Source organism: Sphingomonas hankookensis (assembly GCF_001619955.1).
Lineage (GTDB): Bacteria > Pseudomonadota > Alphaproteobacteria > Sphingomonadales > Sphingomonadaceae > Sphingomonas > Sphingomonas hankookensis_A.
In genome coordinates this window covers 38,544-52,882 of record NZ_LQQO01000011.1, presented here as the reverse complement: position 1 = coordinate 52,882, position 14,339 = coordinate 38,544, and the positions used below count along the sequence as shown (strand labels likewise).

Genomic DNA, 14,339 nt, shown 5'->3' with positions numbered 1-14,339 from the left:
CGGCGAGAACGCGCCGGCCCTGCGTCCCGGTATCCCGGGTCTCCCCCAATGTCGGTATGCCGCCGCCCGGCATCAAGCGGGGCGGAACATCTCATGACCGGAACAGCGCGTCGGCGCTGGCACGGTGGCTATTGGCTCGCTCGATCCGCGCGCGGCATCGCTCGATCTCGCGCTCCAGCGCGGCGATACGCTTCGTCAGTTCGTCGACCGACAGCGGGTCCAGATCCTCGGCGAGCACCATGGCCAGCAGGTTGCCACGAACATGGTTAACATTTTCGTCGGGTTCCATCACGATGCAGCGTTGACCCTACGGCTGGCGATGTCAATAACGCCGGAGACAGGGGGATGAGCGTTATGGACGTACCAGCGGCGATGCGTGCGATCGATCCGACGGAAGCCGGAGGTCCGGAGGTGCTGGTCGTCGTCGATCGCCCGACCCCGCGGCCGGGTCCCGGCGAGGTGCTTATCCGGGTGGCCGCGGCCGGCGTCAATCGCCCCGACGTCCTGCAACGCACCGGCGGCTATGCCCCGCCGCCCGGCGCGCCGAGCATCCCCGGGCTGGAGGTCGCAGGCCATGTCGTCGCGGTCGGCGACGAGGGTGACGCGCATCTGGTGGGGCAGCCGGTCTGTGCGCTGCTCGCGGGCGGCGGCTATGCCGAGTATGTCGCGGTGCCGGCCGGGCAGTGCCTGCCGGTGCCCGACGGGCTGTCGATGGTCGAGGCGGCGGCGCTGCCCGAAACCTTGTTCACCGTGTGGACCAACTTGTTCGAGCGCGGCTACGCGGCGGAGGGCGACAGCGTGCTGGTCCATGGCGGCACCAGCGGCATCGGCACCATGGCGATCCTGCTCGGCAAGCTGTTCGGGCTGACCGTCATCGTCACCGTTGGCAGCGATGCGAAGGCGAAGGCCGCCCGCGATCTGGGGGCGGCACATGCGATCAACTACCGCACCGAGGATTTCGTCGAGCGGGTGGCGGAGATCACCGGCGGGAAGGGCGTCAGCGTCGTGCTCGACATGGTCGGCGGCGACTATGTGCCGCGCAACATCAAGTGCCTGGCCGAGGATGGTCGCCACGTCTCGATCGCGGTGCAGGGCGGGGCGAGCGCCACGGTGCCGCTATGGGATATCATGCGCCGCCGCCTGACGCTGACCGGATCGACGCTGCGCCCGCGCGATGCGGCGTTCAAGGAAATGGTCGCCGACGAATTGTCGCGCACGGTGTGGCCGCACGTCGCCGAAGGGCGGCTGCGCCCGGTCATGGACCGGACTTTCCCGCTGGAACAAGCCGCCGATGCGCATCGCCGGATGGAAGCGGGCGATCATGTCGGGAAGATCGTGCTGACCCTAGAATAGACCGGTCCGACGCGGTGCTGCTGCGGGCCGGGGTCGGCCGCGGTAGTCGATCGCCATTCCTTTGGGAGAGTGGTGATGCGAACGATCCTCGGCCTGGTTGCGATGGCGAGCGCAGTTCCGGCGGCGGCACAGATGGACCCGGTCGTGACCGCACAGGGACAGTTGCTGTCTGCCACCATGCGCGGCCACGCCGAGCGGGACGCCGCGCGGTTGCGGCGGGGTGTTCCGCCCAAGAGTGCCGCCCAGAGGAAGCACGAGGCGGATTGCGCGCAGCTATGGCAACTGCGCGACCGGATGACGCGTGCCCAGCGGGTCCGGTTGTACGACCTGTGCCCCCGCTGAACGGCGGTCTTGCCTAGTTCGGCTGCCCGGACTACATCGGACCCAACGTGGCCGCCCGGTTTGGGCGGCCCTTTCTATTTCGGAGACCCGTCGTGGCCCAGCCGCTGATGCCGCACGCGACCGCTTCCTGGCTGGTCGACAATACCGCCTTGTCCTTTCCGCAGATTGCCGATTTCTGCGGCCTGCACGTCCTCGAGGTGCAGGCGATCGCCGACGACACCGCCGCGACCAAGCTGACCGGTCGCGACCCGGTGCGCGCGCACGAACTGACGATGGAAGAGATCGAGAAGGGGCAGAAGAACCCCGATTACCGCCTGGTGATGCAGAAGGGTCCCGAGCAGGTCCGCCGGACCAAGGGGCCGCGCTACACCCCGGTCAGCAAGCGGCAGGACAAGCCGGACGGCATCGCCTGGATCATCCGCAACCACCCGGAAATCAGCGACGGCGCGATCGGCAAGCTGATCGGCACGACCCGCACCACCATCGCCGCGATCCGCGACCGGACGCATTGGAACATCGCCAACATCACGCCGAAGGACCCGGTGACGCTGGGCCTGTGTTCGCAGCGCGAGCTCGACGCGCTGGTCGGCAAGGCGGCGAAGGCCGCCGGCATCGAGGCACCGACCGACACACGGCTGGAAGGGGACCGCGAGGCGCTGATCGAACAGCTGCGCAACGAGCGGACCCAGGCGGCGCGCGACGCCGAACTGGCCGAGCGCGGCGAATCGGCCGAGCCGTCGAGCTTCTTCGACCCGTTCAAGCGCTGATACGCTTCACCCGAAGGCATTGCCGGCCCAGCCATCCCGCGATGGCCGGGCCGTTTGCGTATCGGCGGCAATGGCTTAGGCTGCACCCTTCCGAAGCGGAGTGCCATGCCCATGTCCGACGACCTGAACGCCCGCGCCATCGCGCTGTACGACGCCTTCACCCATGAGCATCACGACCGCCGCACCTTCATGGCGCAGATGGTCGCACTCGCCGGATCGGCGGCCGCCGCCGAGGCGCTGATCGCCGGCATCGCCGCGTCGCCCGCCGCCGCGCAGCAGGTCGCGGCGAGTGACGGCCGGCTCGATGTCGCGAAGGCGAGCGGGACCGAGGCGGGGCATCCCGCCACCGCCTATTTCGCAGCGCCCAAGGGCGGCGGCAAGCTGCCGCTGGTGCTGGTCATCCACGAAAATCGCGGGCTCAACGCCCATATCGAGGATGTCGCGCGACGGGTCGCGCTGGCCGGCTTCCGGGTGATTGCCCCCGATCTGCTCGCGCCGCAGGGCGGCACGCCAGCCGACGAGGACAAGGCCCGCGCGATGATCGGCACGATCGATTATGACGTCGCGCTCGCGCAGGCGAGGGCGTATCTCGCCAAGGCGCGGGGTGAGCGCCGGGGACTGAAGACCGGCGCGGTCGGATTTTGCTGGGGCGGGGCGTTCGTCAACCGGCTGGCGGTGGCCGATCCGCTGCTGTCGGCCGGAGTCAGCTATTACGGGCCGGCCCCCGATCCGGCCGAAGCGCCGAAGGTGCGCGCGGCGATGATGCTGCAGCTGGCGGAGAAGGATGCGCGGGTGAATGCGACGGCGATCCCGTGGGGCGAGGCGCTGCGCAAGGCCGGCAAGACCGCGACGACGCATGTCTATCCCGGGGTCGACCATGCGTTCAACAACGACACCTCTGCGATGCGCTACGATGCTGCTGCGGCGAAACTGGCCTGGGATCGGACCATCGCCTTTCTGCGTCACGAGCTTGACGCCAAATAGGTAGATGTTCCACCTTCGTTCCAATGATTTGGAGGAGATGCCCCATGGCCGGACTGACGCTGTACACCAACCCGATGTCGCGCGGGCGGATCGCGCGCTGGATGGTGGAGGAGGTTGGCGCGGACTATGATGTCGAGATGCTCGGCTATGGCGGGACGATGAAGGCCGACGCCTATCTGGCAATCAACCCGATGGGGAAGGTGCCGGCGATCGTCCATGACGGTCATGTCGTCACCGAATGTGCCGCGATCTGCGCCTATCTTGCCGATGCCTTTCCCGACGCCGGTCTTGCACCGGTCGCGGGCGAACATGCCGATTATTATCGCTGGCTGTTCTTCGCGGCGGGGCCGGTCGAGCAGGCGGTCACCAACCGCTCGCTGGGCGTCGTGCCAACCGACGATCAGCAGCGGATGGTCGGCTATGGCGATTACGACCGGGTGGTCGACGTGCTGGAGGCGGCGGTGTCGGCGCACCCCTATATCGCGGGCGACCGCTTCACCGCCGCCGATGTCTATGTCGGGTCGCAGGTGATGTGGGGGACGCAGTTCGGTACGCTGCCGAAGCGCGATGCGTTCCTGGCCTATGCCGCCCGGCTGGCCGACCGTCCGGCGCATGTCCGGGCGAGCGAGCTGGACGATGCGGCGATGGCGGAGATGCAGGCGGCGGGGTGAGTATCGACCAGTACGTCATTCCAGCGAAGGCTGGAATCTCCCGGTAAAGGCGCGCGCGCCTCGCCGCGGGAGGCCCCAGCCTTCGCTGGGGCGACGATTTGCAACGGGCGTCGGTCCAACTACCGCCGCACGCCGATCAGCCACACCTTCGGCTGGCCGGTCGGCTGCGGCTTTCCGTCCAGTCGCCGGGCGCGCAGGATGCGGATGGGGTCGAGGATCATCTGCCCCTTCATCGCGTCCGATCCGCCGCCGGTCGGCCTGGCGAGGATGCGCTTGACCACGTCCATGCCGCCGACGACCCGGCCGAACGCGGCATAGCCGGCGAAGTCGTCCTTCGCGTCCATGCTGGGCATCGCGCCGACCAGCAGCACGAAATTGCCGCCCGCCGAATTGGCCTCGGGGCGCCGCGCCATCGAGATCGCGCCGTCGACATGTTTCACGCCGGTGCGGTCGGTCCGTTCGTGCGGAAAGGGCGGCAGGATGCGGCGGGCATCGGTGCGGATGCCACCCTGGATGAAGCCCAGCTTCGGATCGGCCTTGCGCCGCGCCGAACGGTAGAAGTCGGTATCGTCGAACCGACCGTCATCGACATAGGCGAGGAAGTTCTTCGACGTCGCCGGCGCGCGTTTGACGTCCAGCGCGACGATGATCGACCCGACATTGGTGTCGATCTTCACCCGGACATAGCCCGGCGCGGCGCGGGTGGCGGACTGGGCGTGGGCGGCGGGCGCGAGCGCCATCAGCAACAGGGCGAACAGGATACGCATGGAGCGGCTTCTATCGCCGCTCGCCGCCGGGCGGAAGCGCCGCGTCAGTCCGTCCGCATCGCGGCATATTCCGCCAGCAGCGGGCCGAACGCCTCGGGCGGCGGAAAGCCCGGATAGCGGTGGCGCGCGGGCGTCGTCGCCCAGGGCAGCGCCTCGGCAACGCAGGTGTCGATGAACGGCGCGAACGCTTCCGGCCGGTCGAGTACGCCGACACGAACATTGGTGAAGCCGGGATCGGGTTCGATGCGGGTGAACAGCCAGCCCTTGCAATGGTCGCAATGATGGTGGCGGACCTGTTCGCCATGCAGCCCGCCGATGACGGTATCGCCGGTGACGGTCAGCGCGGCGCTCGGCACCGCGAGCGTCAACGAGAAGGCGCTGCCGGACATGCGCTGGCATCCGCGGCAATGGCACGCCATCGTCATCATCGGCGCGGCATCGATGTGGAGGTGCACCCGGCCACAGCGGCAGCTCCCGTCGATCGGCAGGGCAGGGGGCATCGCATCGCTCCGTTGGCGCAACAGGTCGCATCGGTATAGGTTGTGCGGCGGGCCGGGCAAATGGGGGTGATGACGATGATGACGCGGGCGATCCTGTGGCCGAGCTTCGCGCTCGTCGCGCTGATCTTTCTGGTCAGCCTGACGCTGGTACAGGCGCGCTTCGGCCATATGCGGCGGCAGCGGCCCCGCGCGACCGACTTAGTCGACAGCGAGGCGAGTCGCGCCTATTTCCGCCCGGTCGAACGGCCCGCCGCCAATCTCGCCAACCTGTTCGAGATGCCGGTCCTCTATTTCGCGCTGGTCCCGCTGCTGCTGATCACGGGGCTCGCGACGCTGGCGCAGGTTTCGCTCGCCTGGGTCTATGTCGCGCTGCGCGCCGGGCACAGCATCGCGCATATCGACGGCCGGGTGCGGCCGCGCTTCCTGTTCTTCGTCGCGTCGCATGCGGTGCTGGCGGCGATGTGGGTCGGCTTTGCGATCGATACCGGCTTCTCGGCGCGCTGACGGACCGGAACGCGACGGCACCGCGCGACGTTGGACCGCCGAACCGCTGGAGACAAACCGATGACCCGTTTCGCCGCCGCTGCCGCCCTGCCACTCGTCGCGCTGCTCGGCGCGTGCGGCGGACAGGAAATCGTGACGACCAACGATGCGAACGTCGTGTCGAACGACGTCTATGCCAATGCCGCCTTCCGCAACGACGGCGAGGTCGGCAACGAGATGATCGCGATCAATCCGATGGAGACCGAAGCCAATTCGGTCACGACCGCCGGCGACGCGATGATGGGCAACACGCCCGACGCGATGAACGCGACGATGGGCAACAGCATGAACTGATCGCCCGGCGATCGGAATGCTGTGACGGCGGACGGCAGGGCAGGGGCCTTGCCGTCCGTTTGGCATTCGGGTGTCCGCCCAGCACCATTGACCGCGCGGGGGCGGATCGGTATAGGCCGCGCGTCCCGCTGGGTCGGCGTCGTAGCCGTCACTGGCCTGCATGTGGGTTCAAAGAGCTGAACATTGCTGGAGACATCGGCCCCGAGGGTTTGCGCCCACGTGGCCTTTGCGCATTTCTGACAGGAACGGCTCCGGCAAAGTAACCGCAAGATAAGGTGAAGGGCTTCATGCCGACGATCAACCAGCTGGTCCGCAAGGGCCGCGAACCGCAGAAGGCCAAGTCGAAGGTCCCTGCGATGGACCAGAACCCGCAGAAGCGCGGTGTCTGCACCCGCGTCTACACGACGACCCCGAAGAAGCCGAACTCGGCGCTGCGCAAGGTGGCCAAGGTCCGCCTGACCAACAGCCGCGAAGTCATCAGCTACATTCCGGGTGAAGGCCACAACCTCCAGGAGCACTCGGTCGTGCTGATCCGCGGCGGTCGTGTGCGCGATCTTCCCGGCGTTCGCTACCACGTCCTGCGCGGCGTGCTCGATACGCAGGGTGTCAAGGATCGCCGCCAGTCGCGTTCGAAGTACGGCGCCAAGCGTCCGAAGTGATCCCGTGCCGCGCAGCTTCTGCGCGGCCTGAGGTCCATCTACCCCCAGTAAGCCCCCGACAGGTTCGGGAACCGGCTGAAGATTGAAGGAATATCTGATGGCTCGTCGTCGTCGTCCCGAAAAGCGGGAAATCCTGCCTGATCCCGTATACGGGGATGAGGTTCTGACCAAGTTCATGAATTCGGTGATGCTGGACGGCAAGAAGTCCGTCGCCGAAGGCATCGTCTATTCGGCATTCGAAACCGTCGAAGCCCGTGCGAAGCGCGATCCGCTGGGCGTGTTCCACGATGCGCTGAACAACGTGAAGCCGAACATCGAAGTGCGTTCGCGCCGCGTCGGTGGTGCGACCTACCAGGTCCCGGTCGAAGTCCGCTTCGAACGCGCCCAGGCACTCGCCATCCGCTGGCTGATCGCCTCGGCCCGCAACCGCAGCGAGAACACCATGTCGGCGCGCCTGTCGGGTGAGCTGATGGACGCTGCCAACAACCGCGGCAACGCCGTCAAGAAGCGCGAAGACACGCACCGCATGGCGGAAGCGAACCGCGCCTTCTCGCACTACCGCTGGTAAGCAAAGGCGGTGGCTTTTCACCGCTGAACTAACCGCCTATATCGTGGGGAGCGGGCGTCATGCCTCGCTCCCCACATTGCTAAGGAAGCACGATCATGGCCCGCAGCCATCCGCTCGAACGGTATCGTAACATCGGCATCATGGCGCACATCGACGCCGGCAAGACGACCACCACCGAGCGTATTCTTTACTACACCGGCAAGTCCTACAAGATCGGCGAAGTGCACGAAGGCACCGCCACCATGGACTGGATGGAGCAGGAGCAGGAACGCGGCATCACCATCACCTCGGCGGCAACCACCTGCAAGTGGCGTGCGGAAGAGGGCAAGGGTGAAGAGCACCTGATCAACATCATCGACACCCCCGGCCACGTCGACTTCACCATCGAAGTCGAGCGTTCGCTGCGCGTGCTCGACGGTGCGGTCGCCTGTTTCGACGGCGTTGCCGGCGTCGAGCCGCAGTCGGAAACCGTGTGGCGTCAGGCCGACAAGTACGGCGTGCCGCGCATGTGCTTCGTCAACAAGCTCGACCGCACCGGCGCCGACTTCTATTTCTGCGTCGATTCGATCATCGAGCGTCTGGGTGCGCGTCCGGCGGTCCTGTATCTCCCGATCGGTATCGAAGGCGGCTTCAAGGGCCTGGTCGACCTGGTCGAGAACCGCGCGATCATCTGGCTCGAAGAGTCGCTGGGCGCGAAGTTCGAATATCAGGACATTCCGGAAGACATGAAGGAAAAGGCTGCGAAGTATCGCAGCGACCTGATCGAAATGGCCGTCGAGCAGGACGACGACCTGATGGAAGCCTATCTCGAAGGCAACGAGCCGTCGGTCGCCGACCTCAAGAAGCTGATCCGCAAGGGGACGCTGGCGATGAACTTCGTGCCGATCGTGTGCGGTTCGGCGTTCAAGAACAAGGGCGTGCAGCCGCTGCTTGACGCGGTCGTCGACTATCTGCCGTCGCCGCTGGACATTCCGGACGTGCAGGGCGTGAAGCTCGACGGCGAGACCCCGGATTCGCGTCCGGCGTCGGACACCGCGCCGCTGTCGCTGCTGGCGTTCAAGATCATGAACGATCCGTTCGTCGGCTCGCTGACCTTCGCCCGCATCTATTCGGGCACCCTCACCAAGGGTTCGTACCTGAACTCGGTGAAGGACAAGAAGGAAAAGATCGGCCGTATGCTCCTCATGCACGCGAACTCGCGTGAGGACATCGACGAGGCGCGTGCGGGCGACATCGTCGCCATCGCGGGCCTGAAGGAAACGACGACCGGCGATACGCTGTGCGATCCGGCCAACCCGATCATCCTGGAACGCATGGAGTTCCCGGAACCCGTGATCGAGCTGTCGGTGGAGCCGAAGACCAAGGCGGACCAGGAAAAGATGGGCATCGCGCTCAACCGCCTGGCTGCCGAGGACCCCTCGTTCCGTGTGTCGACCGACCATGAATCGGGCCAGACGATCATCAAGGGCATGGGTGAACTTCACCTCGAAATCCTCGTCGATCGCATGAAGCGCGAATTCAAGGTGGAAGCGAATGTCGGTGCGCCGCAGGTGGCGTATCGCGAATATCTCGCCAAGCCGGTCGAGCTGACCTACACCCACAAGAAGCAGTCGGGTGGTTCGGGCCAGTTCGGCGAAGTGAAGGTCAAGGTCGTTCCCGGCGAGCGTGGTTCGGGCTACCAGTTCTTCGACGAGATCAAGGGCGGCAACATCCCGCGCGAATATATCCCGTCGGTGGAAAAGGGCATGCGCGAGACGGCACAGACCGGTTCGCTGATCGGCTTCCCGATCATCGACTTCGAAGTGCACCTGATCGACGGCAAGTACCACGACGTCGACTCGTCGGCGCTGGCGTTCGAAATCTGCGCCCGCGGCGCGATGCGCGAAGCGGCGCAGAAGGCCGGCATCAAGCTGCTCGAGCCGATCATGAAGGTCGAGGTCGTGACCCCGGAAGACTATCTGGGCGACGTCATCGGCGACATGAACAGCCGTCGTGGCCAGATCCAGGGCACCGACAGCCGCGGCAACGCGCAGACCGTCGAAGCGATGGTCCCGCTCGCCAACATGTTCGGCTATGTGAACCAGCTCCGCTCGTTCACGCAGGGCCGCGCGCAATACTCGATGCAGTTCTCGCACTATGACGAAGTGCCGCAGAACGTCGCGGATGAGGTCAAGGCGAAGATGGCCTGAGGCGCACGGGGCTAAGCCAGCTTAGCTCCGAGACGCCGAAAGGCCGGCCGGCGGAGCGGTCCCACGACCGCTCCGACCGACGGCGAATTTACTTCGTCGTCCTCTCCCCGGTTCGGGGGCTGGCATTACGAAACAACACCCGCTAAAGGGCCGCGTTCGCGTGGCCCCTGATGCGGCACCGAATTCGAATCAGAAGGTAGGAAAATGGCAAAGGCAAAATTCGAGCGGAACAAGCCGCACCTGAACATCGGCACCATCGGCCACGTCGACCACGGCAAGACCTCGCTGACGGCCGCGATCACCAAGGTGCTGGCGGACACGATGGGCGGCGTCGCCGTCGACTTCGCCAACATCGACAAGGCTCCGGAAGAGCGCGAGCGCGGCATCACCATCTCGACCGCGCACGTCGAGTATGAGACCGCCAACCGCCACTATGCGCACGTCGACTGCCCGGGTCACGCCGACTATGTGAAGAACATGATCACCGGCGCGGCGCAGATGGACGGCGCGATCCTGGTCGTGTCGGCCACCGACGGCCCGATGCCGCAGACCAAGGAGCACATCCTGCTCGCCAAGCAGGTCGGCGTTCCCACCATGGTCGTCTTCCTGAACAAGGTCGACCTGGTCGACGACGAGGAAATCCTCGAACTCGTCGAAATGGAAATCCGCGAAGAGCTGTCGAAGCGTGAATTCGACGGCGACAACATTCCGATCATCCGTGGCTCGGCCACCTGCGCCCTGTCGGGTTCGGACCAGAAGCTCGGCCAGGACGCGATCCTCGAGCTGATGAAGGCCGTCGACGAGTCGATCCCGCAGCCGGAACGTCCGCTGGACAAGCCGTTCATGATGCCGATCGAAGACGTGTTCTCGATCTCGGGTCGCGGCACCGTGGTCACCGGCCGCGTCGAAACCGGCGTTGTGAAGGTCGGCGAAGAAGTCGAAATCGTCGGCATCCACGAATCGGTCCGCAAGACCGTCGTGACCGGCGTCGAAATGTTCCGCAAGCTGCTCGATCAGGGCCAGGCCGGCGACAACATCGGCGCGCTGATCCGCGGCGTCGCCCGTGACGAAGTGGAGCGTGGTCAGGTTCTGGCGAAGCCGGGCTCGATCACGCCGCACACCGACTTCCAGTCGTCGGTGTACGTGCTGTCGAAGGACGAAGGTGGCCGTCACACGCCGTTCTTCGCCAACTATCGTCCGCAGTTCTACTTCCGCACGACCGACGTGACCGGCACCATCGAACTGCCGGAAGGCACCGAAATGGTCATGCCGGGCGACGAAGTCGCGCTGGGCGTGAAGCTGATCGCTCCGATCGCCATGGACGTCGGCCAGCGCTTCACCATCCGTGAAGGCGGTCGTACCGTCGGCGCAGGGGTTGTCAGCGGCATCGACAAGTAATATAGCGACTCGAACAGGTGGCGGTCCCCGGAGACGGGGGCCGCCATTTGCTATTTTATGAGGGCGCCTCGCTTGTAGCTGGGGTGCTCACTAAGCCATTCGTTGTTAATCAAGAGCCGTCCCAACGGCCCGCTCTTTCGCATCGGTAGGACCATGGACAACAATATCCGTATTCGCCTGAAGGCGTTCGACCATCGCGTGCTCGACCAGGCTGCCGGCGACATCGCCGACACCGCCCGTCGCACCGGCGCCCTGATCCGTGGACCGATTCCGCTGCCCACGCACATCGACAAGTTCACGGTCAACCGCGGCCCGCACATCGACAAGAAGTCGCGCGAGCAGTTCGAGACCCGGACCTACAAGCGTCTGCTCGACATCGTGCAGCCGACCCCGCAGACCGTCGACGCGCTCATGAAGCTCGACCTCGCGGCAGGGGTGGACGTAGAGATCAAGCTGGCGTAATAGCCGCTTGCCGCGACGTAGGGTGATTCCGCCCTGCGTCGCGCTTTCGCTTCCCGCCGGTTCGTTCTGAACAAAGGCGGTCGAAGCCGGGAAAGCAACCATAGGGATACCGAACGGCACGAAGTCTGCGGACGAAGTGCCGTTGTCCGCGTCCCCGCTATCGTCGATGCAGCCCTTCGGTGGGGGAATATCGGCGATGTCTGGCCCTGGCGGGGGCGTGCAGATCGCAAGGGCTGGGGCTTCGGAGGCGGGTGACCGCGCACCGGGGCCTTTTTCGTTAGGCAAGCTCGTCGTCAAGACGAGCCTCTGTTGGAGGAGTGGGTCATGCGCACTGGCGTGATCGCGAAGAAAATGGGAATGACCCGGTTGTTCCAGGACGATGGGCGCCACGTGCCCGTCACCGTCCTGCAGCTGGAGGACGTGCAGGTCGTCGCCCGTCGTGAGAAGGATCGTGACGGTTACGTCGCGGTGCAGCTCGGCGCCGGCACCGCCAAGGCGAAGAACGTCGCCAAGCCGCAACGTGGCCATTTCGGCAAGGCCGAAGTGACCCCGAAGGCGCGCGTGGTCGAGTTCCGCGTGGCGGACGATGCGCTGCTGGATGTCGGTGCCACCATCGGTGCCGATCACTATGTCGCCGGCCAGCTGGTCGACGTTTCGGGCCGTACGCAGGGCAAGGGCTTTGCGGGCGCCATGAAGCGTTGGGGCTTCGGTGGTCTGCGCGCCACGCACGGCGTGTCGGTATCGCACCGTTCGCACGGTTCGACCGGTCAGCGTCAGGATCCGGGCAAGGTCTTCAAGAACAAGAAGATGGCCGGCCACATGGGCGACCGTAACCGCACGCAGCAGAATCTGCAGGTCGTATCGACCGACGTCGAACGCGGGCTGATCTTCATCAAGGGTTCGGTCCCCGGCCACAAGGGTAGCTGGCTGACGGTCAAGGACGCGGTGAAGGTCGCGCGCCATGCCGACGCGCCGTATCCCGCGGGCCTGAAGAGCGCCAACAGCAACGACGCGGCCGCACCGGCAGCGACCGACGGCCAGGAGGGCTGATCATGAAGGTCAAGGTACAGACCCTCGACGCCGTCGAAAGCGGCGATATCGAGCTGAACGACGAGGTGTTCGGCCTCGATCCGCGTGCGGACATCCTGCACCGGGTCGTGACCTGGCAGCTCGAAAAGCGTCGCGGCACCGCCCGCGGCACCCGCGAGCGCGCCGATGTCGCGCGTTCGGGCAAGAAGCTGGGTCGCCAGAAGGGCGGCGGTGTCGCCCGTCACGGCGATCGTCGCGCGCCGGTGTTCATCGGCGGTGGTAAGGCGCACGGTGCCCGCGTCCGCGACTTCAACCCGGGCCTGAACAAGAAGGTTCGTGCACTGGGTCTGAAGATGGCGCTGTCGAGCCATGCCAAGGCGGGTTCGCTGGTGGTCCTGGACGGCCTGACCGTCGAGGACGGCAAGACCAAGGCGCTGACCGGCAACCTGTCGAAGCTGGGCTTCGGCAAGACCGCGCTGGTCATCGACGGCGACGCCGTGGAAACCACCTTCGCGCTGGCCGCGCGCAACCTCCGTCAGGTCAATGTCCTGCCGGCCGGTGGCGCCAACGTCTATGACATCCTGAAGCACGACACGCTGGTACTGACCCGCGCCGCCGTCGAAAAGCTGGAGGCCCGCTTCAATGGCTAAGCAGCAGCAGGCGATCGACATCCGTCACTATGACGTGGTGCTCGCGCCGCACATCACCGAAAAGGCGACGATGCTCTCCGAGCATAACGCGGTCGTCTTCAAGGTCGCGAACAAGGCGTCGAAGCCGGAGATCAAGGCAGCGGTCGAAGCGCTGTTCAACGTCACCGTCACCGGCGTGAACACGATCGTGACCAAGGGCAAGACCAAGAAGTGGAAGGGCGCGCCCTACACTCGCTCGGACTTCAAGAAGGCGATCGTGACGCTGGCCGAAGGCCAGTCGATCGACATTACCGAGGGGGCCAAGTAACATGGCACTCAAGCAATATAATCCGACCACGCCGTCGCAGCGTGGCCTGGTCCTGATCGACCGTTCGGCGCTGTACAAGGGCCGTCCGGTCAAGTCGTTGACCGAAGGCAAGACCAAGACCGGCGGTCGCAACAACAAGGGCCATGTGACCTCGCGCGGCATCGCCGGCGGTCACAAGCAGCGCTACCGCATCATCGACTTCAAGCGTCGCCTGTGGGACGTCGAGGGCACCGTGGAGCGGATCGAATATGATCCCAACCGCACCGCCTTCATCGCGCTGATCAACTATGGTGCGGACGAAGCGGGCAAGGACCGCGTCGCCTACATCATCGCGCCGCAGCGTCTGAACGTCGGCGACAAGGTGATCGCGGGCAAGAAGACCGACGTGAAGCCGGGCAACGCGATGGAACTGGGCCAGGTGCCGGTCGGCACGATCGTCCACAACATCGAGATGAAGCCGGGCAAGGGCGGTCAGATCGCTCGTTCGGCCGGCACGTACGTGCAGGTCGTCGGCCGCGACAAGGGCATGGTCATCGTTCGTCTGAACTCGGGTGAACAGCGCTACATCCACGCCGCCTGCATGGCGACGATCGGTGCGGTGTCGAACCCCGACAACCAGAACCAGAACCTGGGCAAAGCCGGTCGCAACCGCTGGCTCGGCCATCGTCCGCTTACCCGCGGCGTCGCCAAGAACCCGGTCGACCACCCGCACGGCGGTGGTGAAGGCCGGACCTCGGGCGGCCGTCACCCGGTCACCCCGTGGGGCAAGCCGACCAAGGGCGCGCGCACGCGGCACAACAAGGCGACGGACAAGATGATCATCCGTAGCCGTCACGCGAAGAAGAAGGGCTAAGCG

19 protein-coding genes are annotated in these 14,339 nt (G+C 65.7%); 16 read left to right on the top strand and 3 right to left on the bottom strand.

The features are described from left to right. Positions 1–91: 91 nt before the first annotated feature. Positions 92–289: a DUF1192 domain-containing protein gene (locus tag AVT10_RS07360; protein ID WP_066689639.1), complete on the bottom strand. Its 198-nt coding sequence runs from the start codon at positions 287–289 to the stop codon at positions 92–94. Positions 290–354: 65 nt separating this feature from the next. Between AVT10_RS07360 and AVT10_RS07355 the strand changes: the two genes are divergently transcribed. The 5 genes from AVT10_RS07355 (at position 355) to AVT10_RS07335 (ending at position 4,117) form a co-directional block, all read left to right on the top strand. Then, a complete protein-coding gene (locus tag AVT10_RS07355; protein WP_232307922.1) occupies positions 355–1,353 on the top strand; it encodes an NAD(P)H-quinone oxidoreductase in 999 nt (332 codons plus the stop codon). Positions 1,354–1,428: 75 nt separating this feature from the next. Then, the gene (locus AVT10_RS07350) at positions 1,429–1,695 is read left to right on the top strand and encodes a hypothetical protein (protein ID WP_066689638.1); all 267 of its coding nucleotides are present in this window, start codon (positions 1,429–1,431) and stop codon (positions 1,693–1,695) included. Between the two features lie 107 nt (positions 1,696–1,802). After that, a complete protein-coding gene (locus AVT10_RS07345; RefSeq protein ID WP_198158527.1) occupies positions 1,803–2,462 on the top strand; it encodes a DUF1013 domain-containing protein in 660 nt (219 codons plus the stop codon). Between the two features lie 111 nt (positions 2,463–2,573). Beyond that, positions 2,574–3,446 carry a dienelactone hydrolase family protein gene (locus AVT10_RS07340; protein ID WP_066689636.1) on the top strand — a complete coding sequence of 291 codons (873 nt, stop codon included), beginning with the start codon at positions 2,574–2,576 and terminating at the stop codon, positions 3,444–3,446. A gap of 44 nt (positions 3,447–3,490) precedes the next feature. Continuing rightward, positions 3,491–4,117, top strand: coding sequence for a glutathione S-transferase family protein (locus AVT10_RS07335; protein WP_066689635.1), 627 nt, complete (start codon positions 3,491–3,493; stop codon positions 4,115–4,117). A gap of 119 nt (positions 4,118–4,236) precedes the next feature. On the opposite strand, the gene AVT10_RS07330 is transcribed toward AVT10_RS07335, so the two are convergent. Both AVT10_RS07330 and AVT10_RS07325 read right to left on the bottom strand, forming a co-directional pair. Continuing rightward, positions 4,237–4,884 carry a peptidylprolyl isomerase gene (locus AVT10_RS07330; protein ID WP_066689634.1) on the bottom strand — a complete coding sequence of 216 codons (648 nt, stop codon included), beginning with the start codon at positions 4,882–4,884 and terminating at the stop codon, positions 4,237–4,239. 44 nt (positions 4,885–4,928) lie between these two features. Continuing rightward, positions 4,929–5,384: a GFA family protein gene (locus AVT10_RS07325; protein WP_066689633.1), complete on the bottom strand. Its 456-nt coding sequence runs from the start codon at positions 5,382–5,384 to the stop codon at positions 4,929–4,931. Between the two features lie 69 nt (positions 5,385–5,453). Here AVT10_RS07325 and AVT10_RS07320 point away from each other — a divergent pair, with 69 nt between their 5' ends. The 11 genes from AVT10_RS07320 (at position 5,454) to rplB (ending at position 14,336) form a co-directional block, all read left to right on the top strand. After that, positions 5,454–5,888, top strand: coding sequence for an MAPEG family protein (locus AVT10_RS07320; protein ID WP_164523813.1), 435 nt, complete (start codon positions 5,454–5,456; stop codon positions 5,886–5,888). A 60-nt stretch (positions 5,889–5,948) separates the two neighbouring features. Then, positions 5,949–6,221 (top strand): hypothetical protein, encoded by a 273-nt coding sequence (locus tag AVT10_RS07315; RefSeq protein WP_066689631.1) that lies wholly within the window; start codon positions 5,949–5,951, stop codon positions 6,219–6,221. Positions 6,222–6,508: 287 nt separating this feature from the next. After that, a complete protein-coding gene (gene rpsL, locus AVT10_RS07310; protein WP_066689749.1) occupies positions 6,509–6,880 on the top strand; it encodes a 30S ribosomal protein S12 in 372 nt (123 codons plus the stop codon). A gap of 97 nt (positions 6,881–6,977) precedes the next feature. After that, positions 6,978–7,448 carry a 30S ribosomal protein S7 gene (rpsG, locus tag AVT10_RS07305; RefSeq protein ID WP_066689748.1) on the top strand — a complete coding sequence of 157 codons (471 nt, stop codon included), beginning with the start codon at positions 6,978–6,980 and terminating at the stop codon, positions 7,446–7,448. A 95-nt stretch (positions 7,449–7,543) separates the two neighbouring features. Beyond that, the gene (gene fusA, locus AVT10_RS07300) at positions 7,544–9,637 is read left to right on the top strand and encodes an elongation factor G (protein ID WP_066689630.1); all 2,094 of its coding nucleotides are present in this window, start codon (positions 7,544–7,546) and stop codon (positions 9,635–9,637) included. 204 nt (positions 9,638–9,841) lie between these two features. Then, the gene (tuf, locus tag AVT10_RS07295) at positions 9,842–11,035 is read left to right on the top strand and encodes an elongation factor Tu (protein WP_066689629.1); all 1,194 of its coding nucleotides are present in this window, start codon (positions 9,842–9,844) and stop codon (positions 11,033–11,035) included. A 153-nt stretch (positions 11,036–11,188) separates the two neighbouring features. Continuing rightward, positions 11,189–11,497 carry a 30S ribosomal protein S10 gene (rpsJ, locus tag AVT10_RS07290; protein ID WP_033921125.1) on the top strand — a complete coding sequence of 103 codons (309 nt, stop codon included), beginning with the start codon at positions 11,189–11,191 and terminating at the stop codon, positions 11,495–11,497. Positions 11,498–11,821: 324 nt separating this feature from the next. Further along, the gene (rplC, locus tag AVT10_RS07285; protein WP_066689747.1) at positions 11,822–12,547 is read left to right on the top strand and encodes a 50S ribosomal protein L3; all 726 of its coding nucleotides are present in this window, start codon (positions 11,822–11,824) and stop codon (positions 12,545–12,547) included. 2 nt (positions 12,548–12,549) lie between these two features. Continuing rightward, the gene (rplD, locus tag AVT10_RS07280; RefSeq protein WP_066689628.1) at positions 12,550–13,176 is read left to right on the top strand and encodes a 50S ribosomal protein L4; all 627 of its coding nucleotides are present in this window, start codon (positions 12,550–12,552) and stop codon (positions 13,174–13,176) included. Further along, entirely contained in the window at positions 13,169–13,483 is a 315-nt protein-coding gene (locus tag AVT10_RS07275; RefSeq protein WP_066689627.1) for a 50S ribosomal protein L23, read from the top strand. The genes rplD and AVT10_RS07275 overlap by 8 nt, the downstream gene beginning before the upstream one ends. Position 13,484: 1 nt before the next feature. After that, positions 13,485–14,336, top strand: coding sequence for a 50S ribosomal protein L2 (gene rplB, locus AVT10_RS07270; protein WP_066689626.1), 852 nt, complete (start codon positions 13,485–13,487; stop codon positions 14,334–14,336). Positions 14,337–14,339 lie beyond the last annotated feature (3 nt).